The following is a 21,444-nucleotide window of genomic DNA, read 5'->3' as shown; positions in this document are numbered from 1 at the left end:
CAAGGCCCGGAGGCGGCAGCTTGCGTAACCACGGACGGCCCCTCGGGCGTGCGAGAAAGGAAGCAGCATGACCATCCCACTCTCGGTCCTGGACCTGGCCCCGATCAGCGCCGGTTCGACGCCGCAGCAGGCACTGCGCAACAGCATCGACCTGGCCGAGAACGCGGAACGCCTGGGCTACCGGCGCTTCTGGGTCGCCGAGCACCACTTCGCACACGTCGCCAGCGCCGCACCGACCACGCTCATCGGATTGATCGCGGCGGCAACCGAATCCATCCGGGTCGGCTCCGCGGCCGTCCAGCTGGGGCACCACACCTCCATCTCGGTCGTGGAAGCGTTCGGCACCATCGACGCGCTGTATCCGGGCCGCCTCGATCTGGGGTTGGGCCGCTCGGGTCACCGTGGCGAGCAGGTGCGCTCGGCGGGTGTGCCGCCCGTGCCCGCGCCGGACCGGCCCACCGAGGTTCGTGACGGTGTGGTGATCCCGCCGCCCTTCTTCCCGGGTCAGCTGCTCGACTTCTCCAGGGTGAAGGCCGGTTTGGGTGCCTTGCACCTGCCCGGCGCGCAACCGCTGCCCTACGCCGACCAGGTCGAGGACATCCTGGCCTTGCTGGACGGCACCTACGTCAGCCCCGAAGGCGTCGAATTGCACGCGGTTCCGGGCGAGGGCGCGGACATCCAGCCCTGGTTGTTCGGCAGCAGCGGCGGTGAGAGCGCCCAGCTGGCCGGACGATTGGGGCTGCCGTTCGCGGCGAACTATCACGTCTCGCCCGGCACCATCGTGGAGACCGTGGAGGCCTATCGCGCGACCTTCCGCCCGTCGGCCCGATTCCCGCGACCGTATCTGGTGGTCTCCGCCGATGTGGTCGTCGCCGAGGACGATGCCACCGCCCAGCATCTCGCCTCCAGCTACGGCCACTGGGTCTACAGCATTCGCAGCGGGGCCGGAGCCGCCGAGTACCTCGACCCCGATACCGCGCCACCGCTGTCGGATCAACAGCGCCGCCTCGTCGACGACCGCGTCACCACCCAGTTCGTCGGCTCCCCGACCACCGTCGCCGAGCGCCTGCGCGCCCTGCGCAGGCTCACCGGTGCGGATGAAATCGTCATCACCAGTGTGGCTTTCGACCATGAGGACCGGATCAACTCGCACCGTCTGCTGGCCCGCGAGTGGGGGCTGACCCCGCAGGTGCGCGCCGCCTGAGACCACCGCCGCCCGCCCGGAAGGGGACTCCGGGGCGGGCGACGGTTCCCCGCACCGTGCGCAGGGCCTCGCGCGGGTGCGGGACCGGGGTCGAGCCGGTCCGTGGACCGTTCGGCTCGACCCCAATCGACGAAAAACCCCGCCGGGCAATCCCGGCGGGGTTTCTCGTCGTTCCGTGCGACTAGCGCGCCGTGCGGGTGGCCCGGCGCATCGCGGACAGCGGGTCGGCGTAGAACACGCTCACCGAGGTCACCGCCGCCGCGAATTCCTGCACCCGGCCGCCGAAACGGCTGATCCGCAGATCGGCCGCGGGCAGTGTGGTCGACTCCGCGAAGGCCTTGGCCACCCGCTCCATGCCGGGCCGCCAGCCGGTGAAGGCTTGACCGCCCAGCACCACCCGATCCGGATTGAACATGTCGCGCACCAGAGCCGCTGTGCGGCCCAGGATTTCGGCACGCTCGATGAGCAGCTCGCGGGCGGCGGCATTGCCGGAGTCGGCCGCCCGGTAGAGATCGGTGACCGCCGGTCGGCGCGGGGCCTCCGGTTTGGGCAGCACGCCCTTGCGCACCGCGCGCTCCAGCAGGGCGCGCTCACCGATGGCGGCCTCCAAGCAGCCGCGCCGGCCGCAGGTGCATTCCACCTCCGAGCCGGTCGGCAGATGCGCGATCGAGCCCGGGCCATTGGCGGGGGTATGCACCCGATCGTGCAAAGTCACTGCGACACCGGCGGTTTCGCGGGCGTACACGAACAGGCTGCTGCCCGGTCGGGTCTCCTCGCCCGGCTCCCGGGTGAGCAGCAGCTCGGCCGCCGCCATCGCCTCGACGTGCGCGGACACCGAAACCGGCAGATCCAGCACACTGCTGAAAACCGCCGCCACCGGTGCGGCCTGCCAGCCCAGGCGCGGATGATCCACCACGCCGGCGGCCGGATCCACCCGGCCCGCCAGCGCCACGCCGGTCCACAGCGGACGCCGCCGCGGCAGCCGATCCAGGAACGCCTTGGCGCTGCGGGCCACTATGGTCAGCGCCGCGTCCTGACCCGTTTGGGGCGTGGCGATTTCGAGTCCGCCCAGAATGCGGCCGGACAGGTCGGCGGCCACGATGCGGGTGACGGTGAAGCCGATATGCACACCCAGCGTCACGTACGAGTCGGTGTCGACCTCGAACGGCACGCGCGGACGACCTACCGCGCCGGACGCGGTCAGGTCGGCGCGCTCGCGCAGCAGCCCGGCCGAAAGCAGCGCGGACACTTGACGATTCACGGTGGCGATGCTGAGACCGGTGGCCTGGGCGGCGACATCGCGGAACACCGGTCCGCGGGTGGCGGTGCGCAGGACGGCGGCCGCCGGATTGTCGGTGACGCGCAGTTCCGGCGGTACCGCCGGACGCGCCGGAGCCAGCCGCGCGGTCGCGGAGGCGGAACTGTGGGGACGTTCAAGGATGGGGCTGGACACGTTTCGGAATCCTTGCTGCGGTCCCACCTGCCGACAGGGGGACGAAATGCCTACATGGAGGTATCAGCGGTGCAGCGAGGAACCCGGATCGACCGGGGAAGTGATCGGGCTCAGAACTCGGCTGCGGGACGGCAGGGACAACACAGTTCCCGTTGCCGCGGCAGCCGAACGCCCAGCGCGACGGTCACGTAGGTGACCCGCGGCGCGGAGAGAGGGCGACTGGCAGACATGGGATCAAAGTATCATTCCGATTACGCCCAGCGGAAGCCGAAGCCGCATCAGCCCTGGTGCAGAGCCTTTCGATCACCGTGATCGAAACTCGGCCGGAGCGACTAACCCGGCTGCGGGTAGAGCAGTCCCGGGGGCAGATAGTCGGTGGCGATGCCCGGGCGCATACCGCGATCCACCGCCAGGCAGGCGACCGCCAGCAGCGGCCAGGCGATGAAGCCCTCGGGATCCAGCCGGCGCTGCGGGGAGTCCCAGAAGCGGCGGTGGAATTCGAGGCCCTCGACCAGTGCGGTGTCGAATTCGGCGGCCTCGCCACGTGATACGGAGTCGAGCAGGCACAGCGAGGAGTAGGCGATAGTGAGCGCGTAGTCGTCGGCGGCCGCGGCCTGGGCGTCCACCGCGGCCTCGATGCCGTCCACGATGACCGTCTCCGCGGCCGGATCGCCGGTCCACACCCGCTGCCAGGCGTCGGCCCAGAGATACAGGCAGTGCTCGCCCGGGTGCCCGGTGCGACCGGTTGCGGACAAGGGGTAGCCCGGGCTGCCGGGCGCGCCCAGCAGCATCGCGAGCAGCTCACGGTCGCGTCCGATGACCGCGGGCCACAACCCGTTCAGCAGGTCCGCCACCGTCGGCGGTGCGATCAGGCCACCACCGGCCGGCACCGACCACACGGTTTCGGCGAGGGTCACCTCGACCGGGTCCGCCCCCGCGGGCCGTGCGACCGAGCGCAGCCGGGCCGCCTGCGCCGCGGCCGAATCCGCGACCGCGCGACGCAGTGCGGCCGAATCACCTCGCGGATCGTCCAGGCTGAGATAACCGGCGATGGCACGCGAACACCAGGCCACGTCGGCGAGCACCGCCTGTGGATGCTGTGCCAGGAATTCCGCGCGCAGCGCATTGGTCCGCACTCGCACGGCTCGACCGAAACCCGCATCCGTATTGCGAATAGCGGATGGATAACTCAAATCCTGGATATTCAGCGCGATATGGCGTTCGGTCATCGAACTGTGAGTTCGACCGGTGTGGCCAGCAATATTGCTGATGAATTGCTCACGGCGCGACAATAGCGAATTCCGAGCCCTGGTACATCGGTTGGTGTATCGGTCGATACGGCGTGTCAGCGCTGGTCGGCGGTTCGGAACAGACCCTCGACGGCGGTGATGAAATACGGGAAGTGCGCACCGAAACGATGCAGCCGGCGATCGTCCTCGAAGCCCCCGAACCAGTACAGGCCCGGACTCCCGTCCGCGGTCGGATCCAGGTCGCGGAAGGTGCGCACCCACTGGTCGCCGCGGCGCGCGGCCACCAGGAACGGCAGCGCCCGCGAGAACACCAACTCCTGGTCACCGGCCGGAATGCGCTGCGGCGCAATCGCGTCCAAGCCCCGCAGCATGGCCTGCACCTGCCCGGTCAGGTCCCGGCCCAGCGCCGTGCGGGACGGCAGGTAGCGGGGCAGCAGCAGCGCCGCCACTCCGCCCAGCGCGATGGCCGCGCCCACCAGCGCGTGGCGCTGCGGGCCCACCGCGAGCACCACGGCCGCGATGACACCCAGCGCGATCAACCCCGCCCCGAGCCAGAATTCGATACCGCGTCGGGTGCGGTCCACGAACACCCCGGCGGCCACCGCGTCGTCGATCAGCGCGGCCCGCACCGCCTTCGCGTCGACCCGGCCGCCGCGCTCGGAGAGCAGGACCGAATCGGTGCCCTCCGGAAGCAGTGCCGCGTAGACCGCGCGCTCGTAACCGGTCAGCTGCGCGTCGGGCGGATTCACCCGGGAGAAGCGCCAATCCGAATCGCCGACCGCGCTCACCCACAGGTAATTGCGCACCGCCAGGTCCACCACCGTGGCCGCCATGTCCGGCACATCGGCGTGGCCGTCGAGCAGCAGCCCGGCCGTACTCGGCAGCATGGCGTCCGGGGAGGCGAACTCGACGTGGTCGCCGGCGTGCACCAGCGGATCCAGCACCTCGCTGCCGGCCGGCGCCGAACGCCGCGCCCACAGCACGTATCCGGCCGCCGCGGCCAGCGCCGCCAGCAGCACACCGAAGGCGGCCAGCACCGGGCCGGTCAGCGAGAAGGCGTTGGGCGCATTGTCGTCGCGGACATCGGCATTGGCCTTCACCGTGTTCGGCGGCAGCTGCAGGGTCACATCCAGGATGTCGCCCTTGTGCAGGTCCGTCTTCTCCAGATGCGCGAAACCGTCCGGTTCCACGTGAATATCCGCGCAGTTCTGGGGATTTCCGGGCGGGCCGATCGTGCACTTGGTGACGCCCATGCGGAAACTCGGGCTCGACACCGTCGCATCGATCGACGCCACATCGGTATTGAGCACTCCGGTCCACTGGAACACCTGCGCGCCCGAAGCGTCACTGACGGTGTTGTGGACCGTGTACTTGAAGGTGGCCGAACCCGGCCGCGCCGCGATGGTGAACTGGTCGTTGGCGACATTCGCCTCGCCGTCCCCCTCGGCGGACACCTCGGTCACCTCGAACTTGCGCTGCACCGCCGCGCCCGTCTGCACCCGCAGCGGCAGCACCTGCCGAAACTCGCCGCCCTCCGGCACTTTCACGGTTTCGGTGACCCGCAGCAGACCGTCGTCGCCCAGATTGATCTCGGCGGTGATATCCACGCCGGCCGTCTGCGCCCACGCGGCCGGCGCCGCCACGCCCGCCACCGCGAGCAGCAGCGCGACGAGGGCGGCCCCCCGAAAAATCTGCATGACCGAGTACTCTAGCCAGCTTGCTATCCTTCCTCAGCGGCAAGGCGCAGGACCATGGAGCCGGCAGGTTATCTCTGAGGAACGAGGGGGTGCGGGGGATGACTCGCCCACCGTCCGATCACGGGCCCGGCGATCCGCGTCGCGTGCCCCAGCAGTTCCCCGCGGTCCCGCCGCAGTCCGGCCGCCCCAATACGCCGCCCGGATTCCCACGGCCGCAAGGTAATCCACAGCAGCCGCCGGGACGACCCGTCCCGCCGCCCGGTTATCCACAGGTTCCGGGTTATCCACAGCATCCCGGCATGCCGCCGCGCCCGGGTTACGGCCCGCAACCCGGCCCGATCCCGCCCCGGCCGGGTTATCCACAGCAGCAAGGTTTTCCGCAGCAGCCCGGCTACGGCCGCCCGCCCTACGGCCAGCCCACGCCCGGCTATCGCGCTCCCATGCCGCCGCCCGCCGCCGCTCCGCCCACCGGCGCCATCCCCGTGAACCGGCCCGCACCGCCGCGCCGCGGCCGGATCGGCGCCCTGCTGGTGATCCTCGTGCTGGTGGTCACCGGTGTGCTGCTGCGCACCGCCCTCACCACCGGTCTGCACTCCATCAACGCGGGTTCGACCGTCAAAACCACCTACTCGGGTGATTCCGGCGAGAACCACGGTGTCCTGGCGACGTCGGACAATCCGTTGCTCACCAATGCCGACTACACCCTGATCCCGGCCAAATGTGCCTACACACAGTGGAGTACGCAGGTCGAGGTCGCCAAGAAGTTCTTCCAGACCGCCGAGGACTGCCTGTACTCGGCGTGGAAACCGTTGTTCGACAAGATGAATCTGCCGTTCGAACAGCCCAAGCTGAACGTCTCGGCCGACACCAGCGGCATCACCACCCTGTGCACCGGCAACAGCAACAACTTCGCGGCCTTCTACTGCTCGGCGGACATGACCATCTACATGCCGATCAGTCAGCTGCAGACCGACCTGTTCGGCAACAACTGGGTGGTCTACCTGTCGGTCTTCGCCCACGAGTACGGCCATCACGTCCAGGCCCAGGCGGGCATCCTGGGCAAGGTGCACTCCCAGCGCCGGGACGCGGGCGCGAAAAGCGACCTCGGCCTGGAACTGTCACGCCGCACCGAACTGCAGGCCCAGTGCTTCGACGGCATGTACCTGTCCTCGTCGAACAACGGCGGCTCGTTGACCAGCGCTCAGATCGGCGTGGCCCGCAACGACGCCTACCACCGCGGCGACGCGCCCGGCGATATGCGTGATCACGGCACCGCGCAGAACATGGGCGGCTGGTGGGAGACCGGCTACGACAAGGACCGCGCCATGCAGTGCAACACCTTCAGCGTGCCCGCCAGCAAGGTCAACTGACCCGAGTCAGTGTCCGGTCGGCTTGCCGATCCGGCTCGGCGAATGCCCGTGCACGCCTTCGGCGTACGCGGTCTCCGCGTGCAGCGCGAAGTCGACGCCGGCCACCTCGTGCTCCCGGCTGACCCGGAAGCCGATCGTCTTGTCCAGCACCTTGCCCAGCAGGAACGTCACCCCGAAGGCGAAGGCGGCCACCACGATCACGCCCAGCGCCTGCTTGCCCAGCTGCGCGAGCCCGCCGGAGAAGAACAGTCCGCGGTGACCGGGCGCGGTCTGATCGGTCATCACGCCCGCGGCCAGGAAGCCGATCAGCAGCGTGCCCACGATGCCGCCCACGAAGTGCACACCCACGACATCGAGCGAATCGTCGTAGTTGCCCTTGAACTTCCAGCTCACCGCGAACGAACACACCACGCCCGCGGCCAGGCCCACGACCACCGCGCCCAGCGTGTTGATGTATCCGCAGGACGGCGTGATGGCCACCAGACCGGCCACCGCACCCGAGGCCGCGCCGAAGGTGGTCGGCTTGCCGTCGCGGCGCGCCTCGACCACCAGCCAGCCCAGCATGCCCAGGCAGCCCGCCACCAGCGTGTTCAGGAACACCGCCGCGGCGGTCCCATTGGCGGCCAGGGCCGAACCGGCATTGAACCCGAACCAGCCGAACCACAGCAGACCCGCGCCCAGCAGTACGAACGGCAGATTGTGCGGCCGCATGGCGTCCACCTTGAAGCCCACGCGCGGACCCAGTACCAGCGCCATGGCCAGCGCCGAAGCGCCCGAGGCGATCTCGACCACCAAGCCGCCCGCGTAGTCCAGCGCCCCCAGCTTCTGTAGCCAGCCGTTCGGCGTCCACACCCAGTGCGCGATGGGCGCGTACACGATCAGCGCCCACACCGGTACGAAGATCATCCACGCCGAGAACTTGGCGCGATCGGCGATCGCGCCACTGATCAGCGCCACGGTGAGAATCGCGAAGGTGAGCTGGAAGGTGACGAACAACAGCTCGGGCACCGCCGCGTGGGTGGTCGGGTCCACCTCGTGCAACGTGCCCGGATTGATCCCTGCGAGCCCGAAATGCCCGAGGTCGCCGATGATTCCGCCGCCCGCGTCATCGCCGAAGGCCAGGCTGTACCCGCCCAGCAGCCACACCACCGTCACCAGCGGAATCGAGATGAAGCTCATCATCAGCATGTTGAGCACACCGCTGGACCGCACCATGCCGCCGTAGAAGATCGCCAGTCCCGGCGTCATCAGCAGCACCAGTGCCGTGGCGGCCAACAGCCAGGCTGTTGCCGCCGGGTCGAGGTGGGTCATGCGGTAACTCCTTCCACGCAACGCGGGTCGCGTTTCGTGGAAGTTACCGAATCCTCACGTTAAGGCGCTGTTACAAATATCGAGGTTCGGAAACCCGCCCGTAACACCGTCTAGCTGCGGCGATCCTTGACCTTTTTGGCCAAGGCGCGCAATCCGCGCGGGCCGGGCACCGGATTTCCGTCTTCGAGCGCCATCCATTCGGCGGTCACCAGCCACTGCTGCTGGGCCCGGGCGTCGGCTGTGTCGTTGAACACCCGCCGTCCCCGGTCGTCGCGCAGTTCGTAGGCCAGCACCGACCAGCGCGGCGGCCGCCCGTGCTCGGCGACCTGATCGCGCAGATAGGCCGCGACCAGCGTGCCGATGGCGTTCACGGGCCGCAGCGACACCCGGTTCCCGTAGCGGGCGGCGTGGAAACGCCTTCCGGCGCACAGGGATCGGGGGCTGGCGTCGTAGGCGATCCAGCCCGCGCGCTGGGCGCGCTCGATCAGCCACAGATGCTTGATGGCGGTCGGCGGGATCTCGCCCACCCGCTCGCGGATCAGCGCGATCACCGGTTCGGTCAGCAGAATGTCGCGCCGGGTCGGGCCGGTGCCGTGCGCGGTCCAGTACTCGTCGGTGAGTTTGGCCAGCACCCGCCCGAAGTCGTCGATGCTGCGCTGCGCCCGCCGGCCCAGCCGCTCGATCCGCTCGGCCTCGGCGCGCATGTCGTTCTGCACGATGAGGGTGCGGATGGCGGCCATGGTCGGAACCTGACCGCGCTGCAGCAGTTCCAGGATCGCGCCCGCGGTGGCCGGATCAGCGGCGGCCGACACCGGTAGCGAATCACGCTTGATGTCGTAATCGTGCGGGCTGATGGCTCGACTGAGCAGACCGACGGCGGCGGTGTCGCCCGCGAATTCGGTACTGGAGAGCCAGGCTGTGGCGATGTCGTCGATCGACGGCACTTGGCATTTCCTCCGGGAGATTTGGTTGTGCCCCGGTCGGGATGAGGGACCGGCCGGGGCAACCAACCTGATGAAGGTTTGGCTACCGAAGTTGCCGATGTCCACGGTAGCCAAACGATTGCGATCTTGCCGCATCGATTGGCCGGATCGTTATGTCCGCTCTGTGGAGTTGAAACAGAACGCAAGTCTGTATCTGGTGACGTAGCAGGTAAGCGGTGTCCGGCAATTCCTGTCTAAAAACGCGCTGAGAATTTGCTGGGAACTTCGGCAGGATTCCGGGTCCAGTCCGGTCGGTATCTACCACCCGCGAGAATGCATGTGATTTGCATCACAGTCGAGTGGGCTCGGCAGCGAATCGCTCCGTGTCGGTAGGGGCCGGTAACCTCTCCCCGTGGCTCTGTACCGGAAGTACCGACCGGCAACGTTCGCTGAAGTGGTGGGGCAGGAGCACGTCACCGATCCCCTGAGTACGGCGCTCGACACCGGGCGGATCAGTCATGCGTACCTGTTCTCGGGACCGCGCGGATGTGGCAAGACCTCCTCCGCGCGCATTCTGGCGCGCTCGCTGAACTGTGTGCAGGGGCCGACCTCGAAGCCGTGCGGGGTCTGCTCGTCCTGCGTCGCGCTGGGTCCGGGCGGGTCCGGCAACCTCGATGTCATCGAGCTCGACGCCGCCAGCCACGGTGGTGTGGACGACACCCGCGAACTGCGCGACCGCGCCTTCTACGCCCCGGCCGAATCCCGGTACCGCGTCTTCATCGTCGACGAGGCGCACATGGTCACCACCGCGGGCTTCAACGCGCTGCTCAAGATCGTCGAGGAGCCGCCCGCCCACCTGATCTTCGTCTTCGCCACCACCGAGCCGGACAAGGTGCTGCCCACCATCCGCTCGCGCACCCACCACTACCCCTTCCGGCTGCTCCCGCCCGCCACCATGCGCGGGCTGCTGGGCAAGATCTGCGACCAAGAGGGCGTGCAGGTCGAAGAGTCGGTGTACCCCTTGGTGATTCGCGCCGGCGGCGGTTCCCCGCGCGACAGTCTCAGCGTGCTCGACCAGCTGCTCGCGGGCGCGGGCCCCGAGGGTGTCACCTACCCCCGCGCGGTCTCCCTGCTCGGCGTCACCGACGTCGCCCTCATCGACGACGCGATCGAGGCGCTCGCGGTCTCCGACGGTGCGGCCCTGTTCGGCACCATCGACCGCGTGGTCGAGGCGGGCCACGACCCCCGCCGCTTCGCCACCGACCTCCTCGAACGTCTTCGTGACCTCATCCTGCTGCGCGCCGTCCCCGACGCCACCGACCGCAATCTGGTCACCGGCCCCGGCGACGTCATCGACCGCATGCGCTCCCAGGCCGACCGCCTCGGCCCCGCCACCCTCTCCCGCCACGCCGAACTCCTGCACGAGGGCCTCGGCGACATGCGCGGCGCGACCAACCCCCGTCTCCTGCTCGAGGTCATCGCCGCCCGCATGCTCCTCCCGGCCGCCTCCGGCGCCGAAACCGCCACCCTCCAGCGCCTCGAACAGCTGGAACGCCGAATGGCAAGCGGCGCAATGCCCGCCGCCCAGCCCCAGGCGGCACCGCAGTCGGCGGCGTCGGCGCCGCAGCAGACGGCCCCCGCGACACCGGCCGCCACCGCGGCCGCCGCCGCGCCCCAGGGCCGCCGCGGTGCCGCCGCTCTCGCCGCGATGCGCGCCGAAAAGTCCGGTGGCCCGGCGACTCCCGCCGCAACGGAACCCGCTCCGGCCGCCGCCCCGCCCGCAGTCGCCGCTCCGCCGGTCGCCGCGGAGCCCGTGACCGCGCCGCACCCGGCGGAACGGGCGGCGGCGCAACAGATTTCGACTGCTCCGGCGGCTCCGGAGTCGGCGCCCGCTCCGGAAGCCGCCGCCCCTGCCGCCGAGCCGGTGGCTCCCGCTCCGGTTCCGGAGCCGTCCGAACCTGTTGCGGCGCAGCCGGTTTCCGCGCCGTCCGAGGCGGTCGCCGCAGCTCCCGCCCCCGTCTCGGAGCCCGCCCCCGAGCCCGTGGCGGCACCCGCCCCGGAGCCGGTTGCGGCACCCGCGCCGGTGCCCATGACAACCCCCATGGCTGAGGCTCTCCCGACACTTGCGCCGGAGCCCGTCGCGGCACCTGGGTCGGAATCTGTCGCGGCACTTGTGTCGGAACCTGTTGCGTCAGCTGTGCCGGAGCCCATTCCGGCAGCTGCTCCGGAACCGGCCGCCGAGGCCGCCGCACCCGTCGGTGACACGGTGCTGGCGGAGATCGAGGCGGCGTGGGCCGATATTCGCGCCAAGGTGCGGGAGTTCGGGGCGGCGGTGCACGCGCTGTTGTCCGGGGCGAGTGTGGCTCGGGTCGAGGGTGAGACGATCGTGTTCGCGCATCAGCACGCGCCGTTGGCGCAGCGACTGTCGCAGCCGCAGTACCTGGAGGCGGTGCAGTCGGCGGTCAAGGCGGTGCTGGGTCGCGAGCACGGGGTGAAGTGGGAAGTCGGGGGAGCCGGATCGGGCGGGTCGGCGGCCTCGGCCGCAGCGGGCCGGGGACCGGCGGGTCCGGCGAGCGCGCCCGCCGCCGCGCCGAAGAAGACCGCGCAGACGTTCTCCCGGCCGAGTCAGGCCAAGGCCGCCGTGGCGCCCGTGGCCGAGCCCGCGGCGGCGAGTGGGTGGGGGAGCCCGGCCGCGCCGGCGGCCCCGGTCACCGCGCCGCCCGCCGCGCCGACGCCGCCGGGCGGGGATCGGGCCGAACCGAACAGTGCTCGTTTCGCGCCGCCGGAGGACGATATTCCGCTGCCTGACGGGCCGGACCTTCCGGATGATCCGGGGCCGGGGGACTACTCGTCGGTAGGTTATGACGGCGTCCCACCTGCTACTACGCCGGAGGAGGAGCGCGAGATGCTGGAGGAGTCGGCCAAGCCGGTGCCTCCGGAAGAGCGCCGCGACCCGGATGAGGTGGCGCTTGCGCTACTGCGGTCGGAGTTGGGCGCCACACCTCTCGAGGGTTGACAGTTCGCCCGGGCGGCAGATTAAGTTAACCGGAGTTCGCATAGTTCGGTACTATGATCGGGTGGCCGTGAGTATCGGTTTCGCGAGGTTCTAAGGTATGCCCAGGCGTACGGGTTACTGGAGCGTCAACAAACCTGCTCGGGACGGTGTTTGTACACCGTCAGGCGGTCGGTCGTGAGGCCGGTCGGCGAAGTTGAAGGCCATGGCACTGCCCGCACAACGCGGTGACGGCGCACCCAAGAGAGGAAAACTCCGATATGACCACAGAGGCCTACATTTACGAGGCCATCCGCACCCCGCGCGGCAAGAACCGTGGCGGGGCGCTGCACTCGGTCAAGCCGATCGACCTGACCACCGGTCTGGTCCAGGAGCTGCGGAACCGCTTCCCCAACCTGGACGAGGACCGCATCTCGGACATCATCCTGGGTGTCGTCTCGCCGGTCGGTGACCAGGGCGCGGACATCGCCCGCACCACCGTGCTGACCGCGGGCCTGCCCGACACCGTCGGCGGCTTCCAGCTCAACCGCTTCTGCGCCTCCGGCCTCGAGGCCGTCAACCTGGCCGCCCAGAAGGTCCGCTCCGGCTTCGACGACCTGGTTCTCGCCGGTGGCGTGGAGTCCATGTCCCGCGTGCCGATGGGCTCCGACGGCGGCGCCATGTTCATGGACCCGAAGACCAGCTACGACGCCTACATTGTCCCGCAGGGCATCTCGGCCGACCTCATCGCGACCATCGAGGGCTTCACCCGCGACGACGTGGACGCCTACGCCGTCCGCTCGCAGGAGCTGTCCGCCAAGGCCTGGGACAACGGCTACTTCTCCCGCTCGGTCGTCCCGGTCAAGGACATCAACGGCCTGACCGTCCTGGACAACGATGAGCACATGCGCCGCGGCACCACCGCCGCCGACCTGGGCAAGCTGAAGTCCGCCTTCGCCGGCATCGGCGACATGGGTGGCTTCGACGCCGTCGCCCTGCAGCGCTACCACTTCGTCGAGGCCATCGACCACGTCCACACCGGCGGTAACTCCTCCGGCATCGTCGACGGCGCCGCCATGGTGCTGGTCGGCTCCGAAGAGGCCGGCGCCGCGTCGGGTCTGACCCCGCGCGCCCGCATCGTCGCCACCGCCACCTCCGGCGCCGACGCCACCATCATGCTCACCGGTCCGACCCCGGCCGCCGAGAAGGCGCTGGCCAAGGCCGGTCTGAAGCGTGAGGACATCGACCTCTACGAGATCAACGAGGCCTTCGCCTCCGTCGTGCTGAAGTTCCAGAAGGATCTGCAGATCCCGGACGAGAAGCTCAACGTCAACGGCGGCGCCATCGCCATGGGCCACCCGCTGGGCGCCACCGGCGCCATGATCACCGGCACCATGGTCGACGAGCTGCACCGTCGCAACGCGCGCTACGCGCTCATCACCCTGTGCATCGGCGGCGGCATGGGTGTCGCCACCATCATCGAGCGCGTCTGACGCCCAGCCGGCGCGAGCGTCGGGGCCCGGAGGCGGCAGCCTGCGTAACCACGCAGGGCCCCGCTCGCGCCGAATTCGACAGAGACTTTTCTCAAGGGAGAGACCAAACATTATGACCGAGAACATGATCGGCTGGGAAAAGGACGCCGACGGCATCGTCGTGCTGACCATGGACGACCCGAACCAGGGCGCCAACACCATGAACCAGCTCTACAAGGACTCCATGCGGGCCACCGTGGACCGCCTGGTCGCCGAGAAGGACGACATCACCGGTGTCGTCATCACCTCCGCGAAGAAGACCTTCTTCGCCGGCGGTGACCTCAAGAACATGATGCAGACCACCCCGGCGGACGCCGCGGCCATCATGGAAGAGCTGACCTTCATCAAGGACGACCTGCGTCGTCTGGAAACCCTTGGCAAGCCGGTGGTTTCGGCCATCAACGGTGCGGCCCTGGGCGGCGGCCTGGAGATCGCCCTGGCCACCCACCACCGCATCGCGGCCGACATCAAGGCCGTGCAGCTGGGCCTGCCCGAGGTCTCCCTCGGCCTGCTCCCGGCCGGTGGCGGCGTCACCCGCATCACCCGCATGCTCGGCATCGCCAACGGCCTGATGGGTGTCCTGCTGCAGGGCACCAAGTTCAACGCGCAGAAGGCCAAGGCCACCGGTCTCATCCACGAGACCGTCGCCACCGTCGAGGAGCTGGTCCCGGCCGCCAAGGCGTGGATCAAGGCCAACCCCGAGGGCGGCGTGCAGCCGTGGGACGTCAAGGGCTACAAGATCCCGGGCGGCACCCCGTCCAGCCCCGCGCTGGCCGCGAACCTCCCGGCCTTCCCGGCCAACCTGCGCAAGCAGCTCAAGGGCCAGAACATGCCGGCGCCGCAGGCCATCATGGCCGCCGCGGTCGAGGGCGCGCAGGTCGACTTCGACAACGCCTCGCTCATCGAGTCGCGCTACTTCGTCTCGCTGCTGACCGGCCCGGTCGCGAAGAACATGATCCAGGCGTTCTTCTTCGACCTGCAGCACATCAACAACGGCGGTTCGCGTCCCAAGGACGTGCCGAAGCGTGAGATCAAGAAGGTCGGCGTGATCGGCGCGGGCATGATGGGCGCGGGCATCGCGTACGTCACCGCCAAGGCCGGCATCGACGTCGTCCTCAAGGACGTCACCATCGAGGCCGCCAACAAGGGCAAGGACTACTCGGTCAAGCTCGAGGAGAAGGCGCTCTCCCGCGGCAAGACCACCGAGGAGAAGTCCAAGACCCTGCTCGACCGCATCAAGCCGACCGCCGACGCGGCCGACTTCGCGGGTGTGGACTTCGTCATCGAGGCCGTGTTCGAGAACCCGGAGCTCAAGGCGAAGGTCTTCGGCGAGATCGAGGACATCGTGGACGCCGACGCGCTGCTCGGCTCCAACACCTCGACCCTGCCCATCACCCTGCTGGCCAATGGCGTGAAGCGGGCCGAGGACTTCATCGGCATCCACTTCTTCTCCCCGGTCGACAAGATGCCGCTGGTCGAGATCATCAAGGGCGAGAAGACCTCCGACGAGGCGCTGGCCCGGGTGTACGACTACACCCTCGCCATCCGCAAGACCCCGATCGTGGTGAACGACTCGCGCGGCTTCTACACCTCGCGCGTGATCGGCAAGTTCATCAACGAGGCCATCATGATGCTCGGTGAGGGCGTCGACCCGCAGACCATCGAGCAGGCCGGTCTGCAGGCGGGCTACCCGGCGGCGCCGCTGAAGCTGTCGGACGAGCTGAACTTCACCACCATGCAGAAGATCTACAAGGAGACCGCCGAGGCCATCGTGGCCGCCGGTGGCGAGATCGACGCCGCCTCGGGCGCGACCGCGAAGATCCTCGACAAGATGGTGGGCGAGTTCGACCGCAAGGGCAAGGCCGGCGGCGCGGGCTTCTACGACTACGTCGACGGCAAGGCCACCGGCCTGTGGTCGGAGCTGCGTTCTACCTTCGGCACCTCGACCGCTCTTCCCGCGGGCGTCACGCTGCAGGATCTCAAGGACCGCATGCTGTTCGCCGAGGCCATCGAGACCCAGAAGTGCTTCGACGAGAACGTGCTGACCTCGACCGCCGACGCCAACATCGGCTCGATCTTCGGCATCGGCTTCCCGGCCTGGACCGGTGGCACCCACCAGTTCATCGTGGGCTACCCGGGCGGCCAGGAGGCCTTCGTGGCCCGCGCCGACGAGCTGGCCGCCAAGTTCGGCAACCGCTTCGAGGTTCCGGCTTCGCTGCGCAAGTAAGGCTGAAGCGGTTGCCCCGCTGAGTCGGTAGAACCCGAGACCCGGGTCGCGAAATACGCGACCCGGGTCTCGGCGATTTACCAGATATGAAGGGAATGAAACGTAGCCCAACGGGACAAGTGATCTCGTTGCGACCCGGGTAACTCGTCGGGTACGTCTAAAATCGGTTCGGTACCCGACCGTCGAACGGGTACGAAACCGGCAACGGCTCTCGCTTGTCCGCTGAAGTCGCGGGGAGGCGGGGGAGCAGTGGTAGTTCGAGGTGGTCGCGATGAATCCACAGGCGCGTCCGGGGGACCCCCGGAATGAACAGACCCCTCCCGAAAACTCCACGCAGGCCTACCTTCCCATGACGATCACCGATGAGCTCGAGGCCATGGGGCTGTTCGACGCGGAGGAGATCGGGCGGGGCGGTTTCGGGGTGGTGTACCGCTGTGCCCAGCGATCCCTGGATCGGGTGGTGGCGGTCAAGGTGCTGTCCACCGAGATCGACGACGATGGGCTGGAGCGCTTCCTGCGCGAGGAACACGCCATGGGCCGGCTCTCGGGGCACCCGAATATCGTCGACATCCTGCAGGTGGACGTGACGCCCAGCGGGCTGCCGTACATCGTGATGCCCTATGCGACAAGGGGATCGCTCGAGCAGGTGGTGCGCGACAGCGGGCCGCTGTCGTGGATCGACTCGCTGCGCGTCGGGGTGAAGCTGGCCGGGGCCATCGAGACCGCGCACCGCGCCGAAGTACTGCACCGGGATGTGAAACCGGCCAATGTGCTGTTGAGCCGCTATGGGGAACCGCAGCTCACCGATTTCGGAATCGCCCGCATCCCAGGCGGTTTCCGCACCTCGACGAGCTTGATCACCGGCTCGCCCGCCTTCACGGCCCCGGAGGTGCTCAAGGGCGATGAGCCGACGGTGGCCTCCGACGTCTACGGCCTCGGCTCCACCCTGTTCGCCCTGCTGACCGGTCACGCCGCGTACGAGCGGCAGGCGGGGGAGAAAGTCATCGCGCAATTCCTGCGCATCACCAGCCAGCCGGTTCCGGATCTGCGAGAGCTGGAGATCCCCCCGAACGTGGCCGCGGCCATCGAGGCCGCCATGTCGCCGAATCCGGGTGATCGGCCGGGCACCGCGGTGGAATTCGGTGACCTGCTGCGGACGGTGCAGGGCGAGAACGGGCAGGTGCCCGACGAGATGGCGCTGCTCGAGGGCGAGGAAGGAACGGGCGACGGCTCGGATTCCGAAGCGACGCAGGCGTATACGCGCCAGCGGACGCACACGGTGGTGACCGCGCCGCGCAGTCCGTCGCTGACCCTGCGGCCCCCGGGCTCCCCGAGCGCCCGGTTCACGTCCACCGGAAACACGCTGCCGCCCACGGCCGCGACGAAATTCCTGCCGCCGTCCCCGGCGCGCGAACCGATTCCGCGCCCCCGGCTGATGGAGGAGCTGCGCGCGGGCGGTCGTCGCCGGTTGGCGGTGATCCACGGCCCGGCCGGATTCGGCAAGTCCACGCTGGCCGCGCAGTGGTGCGCCGAGCTCACCGACCGCGGGGTGACGGTGGCCTGGATCGGCATCGACCGCGACGACGACAACGAGGTGTGGCTGCTGGCCCACGTCATCGCCGCGATCCGCAAGGTGCGTCCGGAGATCGGCGCGGGGCTCGAGCAGCTGCTGGAGGAGCGGCCCGCCGAGGCGGTGCCATACGCGGTGTCGGCGCTCATCGACGAGGTGGCCGCGAGCGACAGTCCCGTGGTCGTGGTGGTGGACGGCTGGCATCGCATCACCGACGCCGGCGCGCAGCGAGCCATGGAGTCGCTGCTCGACAACTGTTCGCACCATCTGCGTTTCGTGATCACCAGCCGCGAGCGGGCCGGACTCCCGTTGAGCCGGATGCAGGTCGCCGACGAACTGGTGGAGATCGGTTGTCAGGAGCTGCGGCTGACCCAGGACGAGACCCGTCAGATCCTGGTCACGCGCATGGGGCTGGAATTGAGCGACCGCCAGGTCGAGCAGATTCACACCGCCACCGACGGCTGGCCCGCGGCGATCCAGCTGGCCGGACTCTCGTTGCGCTCGGCGGAGCACGACGTGGATCGGCTCATCGCCGGGCTTTCCGGTGACAACAAGGCGATTCGCGAATACCTCACCGAGAACGTGTTCGACACCATCGAGCCGCGCATGCTCGAATTCCTCAGCGCCATCTCGGTTCCCGAGCGGGTGAACGCCTCCCTCGCCGAGGCGTTGACCGGTGCGAAGGACGCGGCCGAGCTGCTGGACCAGGCCGAACGGCGAGAGTTGTTCGTGCATCGGGTCGCCGAGGATCCGACCTGGTACCGCATGCAGCCGATCATGGCCGAGCAGCTGCGCGCCCGCCTGGATCGAACCCATCCGGGAGCGTTGAAGAAATTGCACGGCAAGGCTTCCCGCTGGTTCGCCGCGCACAATCTGATCCGCCAGTCGGTGGATCACGCACTGGCCGCCACCGACCTGAACTACGCGCTGGACCTGGTCGAGAAGGGCGGGATGGACCTGATCGACAGTTCCCGGCTGGCGACCCTGTTCGGGACGGTGTCGAAACTGCCGGTGCAGCAGGTGGCCTCGCGCTCGAAGCTGCTGATGGCGCTGGCCCGCGCCAATGTGAACCTGCAGCAGTCGGGCGCCGCGCGCACCGCGCTGGGCCGGCTGTCGAACATGCTGGCGCGCAGCGGGACCGACGACACCGAGGCGGTGCATCAGCGCTGCCAGGCCGCGGTGCTGGCGGCGGCCGATCAGGTGGCGCGCGACCGCACCGACGGGGTGCTCGACAAGATCGCCGAATGTCTGAAGCTGGCCGACGAACTCCCACCGTGGACGGTGTCCACGGCCGCGAACCTGGCTTCTTTCGTGCGCCTGTGCGACTTCGACTTCGAGGGCGCGCGCGGTATGCAGGAGTGGGCCGCGCCGTATCACGCGCGCTCGGCCGACCCGCTGGGCGAGGTGTTCGGCCTGTGCGCGCAGGGCGACGCGGCGTATGAGCAGCTCGATATCGAGGCGGCCACCCGCTGTTTCGAGCAGGCGTGGCAGACCGCCCGGGATCGCGCGGGTTCGCGCTCGCATTCGGTGCGGGTGGCGGCCGCGCTGCTGGGCGAGGTGGCCTACCGCCGTGGTGATCTGGACAGCGCCGAGCGGCTGCTGGATCAGAGTCACGAGCTCACCGCCCGGGTGGGTCCGGTCGATTTCCTGGTCACCATCTTCGTGAGCGGCGCCCGGGTCAAGGCGGTGCGCGGCGATCTGGAAACCGCCACGGCCCGCCTGGACGAGGGCGCGCGCATCGCCGCCGAACGCAAGCTCACGCGGTTGGCCGCCCATGTCCGCGCCGAGCGCATGCGGCTGGGGCTGCCCGCCGATCCGCTGACCGCCGGACTGGTCACCGACCCGATGGTCCGTTCTCTGCGTCACGCGACGGGTGCGGCCGCCCTGGCCGCCGAGGCCGAGGAGATCGCGACCGTTCGCGCGCTGCTGGCCCGGCACTATCGCGGCGAGGACCGGGCGACCGACGATCTGGCTCCGCTCGGCACCGACGACACCGCGGTCAAGCGCGCCCGCGCCCTGCACTCGCGCATCCGGGAACAGCATCGCCCCCGGGCCGAACTCGACTCGGCCCTGCTGCTGGCCGAATGCCTCTCGGCCTCCGGCTGGCTCGGCGAGTCCATCGCGGTGCTCACGCCGGTGGTGATCCGCTGCGCCGAATTGGGTTGGCCGCGGCCGTTGCTGGACGCGGGGCCCGGGGTGCTCAATATATTGCGCACGCTGCGCCACGAGATGCCGTTGGGTAGCGGTGACGGGGAAGGGCCGGAGGTACCGCGCCGCTTCCTGGACTCGCTGCTGTAGCGCGGGGCTCGCTGGGCCAGGGCTCGGCAGAGTTCGCGGAGGGTATTCACAGCGTTTCTCGAGGAACGCCATACACAATCGCGACGTGCCCGTAACGCCGATGCTGCAATCGCCACCCGCCGTGCCGCCCGCACCCCAGATGCCCACCCACACCCAGGTCGGATATCCGGGCTTCCACCACGGGGTTTCGCTGTTGCACGGCTGGCTGCCCCAGGTGATCACCTTCGTGGCGGTCTTCCTGCTCATCGTCGCGCTGGCGCGGTTCACCCGCCGCTGGTGGTTGTGGATCATGCCGATCGTCGCCGTGTTCGCGCTCGCGGTGGTGTGGGCCTCGTGGACGTACACCAATGACGAGGGTCTGGCCTCGGATCCGGCGCCGAAGCTGCTGTGGATCGCGGTCGGGTTGGCGGGCGCGGCGCTCGGGGCCGCCGTGGTCGGCATTCGCAGCGGCAGCTGGTGGCAGCGGATCGTGGCCTTTCTGGCGATCCCCGCCACGCTGCTGAACGTCGGCGTCGTCCTGAACCAGTGGGTGGGCTACTACCCGACCGCGAACGCGGCCTGGGCCGCCCTGACCGCCGAGCCGCTGCCGCATCAGACCGATCTGGAATCGCTGGCGTCGCTGCGGAACACGGATGTGGGCACCGGCCGGATCGTGCCGGTGGACATTCCGGAGTCGGGCAGCCACTTCAAGCACCGCACCGAATACGTGTACCTGCCGCCCGCCTGGTTCCAGGGCGACAAGCCGCCCACCCTGCCGGTGGTCATGATGATCGGCGGTGAGTTCAACACACCCAAGGACTGGGTGAACAGCGGTCAGATCATGCAGAGCGTGGACGATTTCGCGAAGTCCAACAACGGCCTGACGCCGATTCTGGTCTTCGTGGACTCCGGCGGCGCCTTCAACAACGACACCGAGTGCGTGAACGGCCCCCGCGGCGACGCGGCGGACCACCTCACCAAGGACGTGCCCGCCTATGTGGAATCGACCTTCGACGCGTCCGCGGACCCGGCGAAGTGGGGCATCGTCGGCTGGTCCATGGGCGGCACCTGCGCGGTCGACCTGGCGGTCATGCATCCGGAGCAGTTCGGCACCTTCGTGGACATCGCGGGCGATCTGGGTCCGGCGGCGGGCAACAAGGAGCAGTCGATCAAGCGGCTCTTCGGCGGCGACGAGAACGCCTGGGCGGCCTTCGATCCCGTCACGGTGATGCGCAAGCACGGCGCGTACCCCGACACCGTCGGCCTGTTCGACGATCTGACGCCGCCCGCGTCGCAGAAGAAGATGGCCTCCGACCCCCGGGTGCAGGCTTACATGCGGCAGCAGCAACAGGTCGACGAGAGCAAGGTCGGCATGGGCGGCAAGGACGGCGTGTTCGACACCGGCGAGGTCGGCGCGGCCGAGGAGCTGTGCAGCCAGGGGCAGAAGGTGAACATCAACTGCACGGTGCACACCACCGAGGGCGGGCACACCTGGCAGTTCGCGGCGGCGGCGTTCACCTCGTCATTCCCGTGGATGACCGCGCGCCTGGGTATCCCGGTGGCGGGTATCTCGTCGTGAACCGAAGCGGGCGTGCGGAACATGTCCGCACGCCCGCTTCGGTTCACCCCTGAGAGCCC

The 21,444-nt window shown here is 69.2% G+C and carries 12 protein-coding genes; 7 read left to right on the top strand and 5 right to left on the bottom strand.

Annotated elements, in window-relative coordinates; translation table 11 throughout:
* Positions 1-67: 67 nt before the first annotated feature.
* Complete coding sequence (locus GPX89_RS20565; RefSeq protein ID WP_157389298.1) at positions 68-1,204, top strand: LLM class flavin-dependent oxidoreductase; 1,137 nt, start codon at positions 68-70, stop codon at positions 1,202-1,204.
* Between the two features lie 181 nt (positions 1,205-1,385).
* On the opposite strand, the gene GPX89_RS20560 is transcribed toward GPX89_RS20565, so the two are convergent.
* From GPX89_RS20560 to GPX89_RS20550, 3 genes are all read right to left on the bottom strand, one after another.
* Positions 1,386-2,657, bottom strand: a complete 1,272-nt coding sequence (locus GPX89_RS20560) for an ROK family protein (protein WP_328602091.1) — start codon at positions 2,655-2,657, stop codon at positions 1,386-1,388.
* A gap of 332 nt (positions 2,658-2,989) precedes the next feature.
* Entirely contained in the window at positions 2,990-3,799 is an 810-nt protein-coding gene (locus GPX89_RS20555; protein ID WP_157389297.1) for an immunity 49 family protein, read from the bottom strand.
* Between the two features lie 203 nt (positions 3,800-4,002).
* Positions 4,003-5,604, bottom strand: a complete 1,602-nt coding sequence (locus GPX89_RS20550; protein ID WP_157389296.1) for a DUF2207 family protein — start codon at positions 5,602-5,604, stop codon at positions 4,003-4,005.
* 98 nt (positions 5,605-5,702) lie between these two features.
* Between GPX89_RS20550 and GPX89_RS45500 the strand changes: the two genes are divergently transcribed.
* Positions 5,703-6,974 (top strand): neutral zinc metallopeptidase, encoded by a 1,272-nt coding sequence (locus GPX89_RS45500; protein ID WP_268893337.1) that lies wholly within the window; start codon positions 5,703-5,705, stop codon positions 6,972-6,974.
* Between the two features lie 6 nt (positions 6,975-6,980).
* Here the strand turns inward: GPX89_RS45500 and GPX89_RS20535 are convergent, their stop codons facing one another.
* Both GPX89_RS20535 and GPX89_RS20530 read right to left on the bottom strand, forming a co-directional pair.
* The gene (locus GPX89_RS20535) at positions 6,981-8,285 is read right to left on the bottom strand and encodes an ammonium transporter (protein ID WP_157389295.1); all 1,305 of its coding nucleotides are present in this window, start codon (positions 8,283-8,285) and stop codon (positions 6,981-6,983) included.
* Between the two features lie 110 nt (positions 8,286-8,395).
* A complete protein-coding gene (locus GPX89_RS20530; protein WP_235947718.1) occupies positions 8,396-9,229 on the bottom strand; it encodes a hypothetical protein in 834 nt (277 codons plus the stop codon).
* A gap of 391 nt (positions 9,230-9,620) precedes the next feature.
* Here GPX89_RS20530 and GPX89_RS20525 point away from each other — a divergent pair, with 391 nt between their 5' ends.
* From GPX89_RS20525 to GPX89_RS20505, 5 genes are all read left to right on the top strand, one after another.
* Entirely contained in the window at positions 9,621-12,224 is a 2,604-nt protein-coding gene (locus GPX89_RS20525; RefSeq protein ID WP_328602090.1) for a DNA polymerase III subunit gamma and tau, read from the top strand.
* Between the two features lie 257 nt (positions 12,225-12,481).
* Complete coding sequence (locus tag GPX89_RS20520; RefSeq protein ID WP_157389294.1) at positions 12,482-13,693, top strand: acetyl-CoA C-acetyltransferase; 1,212 nt, start codon at positions 12,482-12,484, stop codon at positions 13,691-13,693.
* Between the two features lie 112 nt (positions 13,694-13,805).
* Entirely contained in the window at positions 13,806-15,959 is a 2,154-nt protein-coding gene (locus GPX89_RS20515; protein ID WP_157389293.1) for a 3-hydroxyacyl-CoA dehydrogenase NAD-binding domain-containing protein, read from the top strand.
* Positions 15,960-16,308: 349 nt separating this feature from the next.
* Entirely contained in the window at positions 16,309-19,827 is a 3,519-nt protein-coding gene (locus tag GPX89_RS20510; protein ID WP_235947715.1) for a serine/threonine-protein kinase, read from the top strand.
* Between the two features lie 139 nt (positions 19,828-19,966).
* A complete protein-coding gene (locus tag GPX89_RS20505; protein WP_407939474.1) occupies positions 19,967-21,385 on the top strand; it encodes an alpha/beta hydrolase in 1,419 nt (472 codons plus the stop codon).
* Positions 21,386-21,444: the final 59 nt, after the last annotated feature.

Origin of the sequence: Nocardia terrae, from assembly GCF_009760405.1 — a bacterium.
GTDB lineage: Bacteria > Actinomycetota > Actinomycetes > Mycobacteriales > Mycobacteriaceae > Nocardia > Nocardia terrae.
This window is presented reverse-complemented; position numbering and strand designations above follow the sequence as displayed.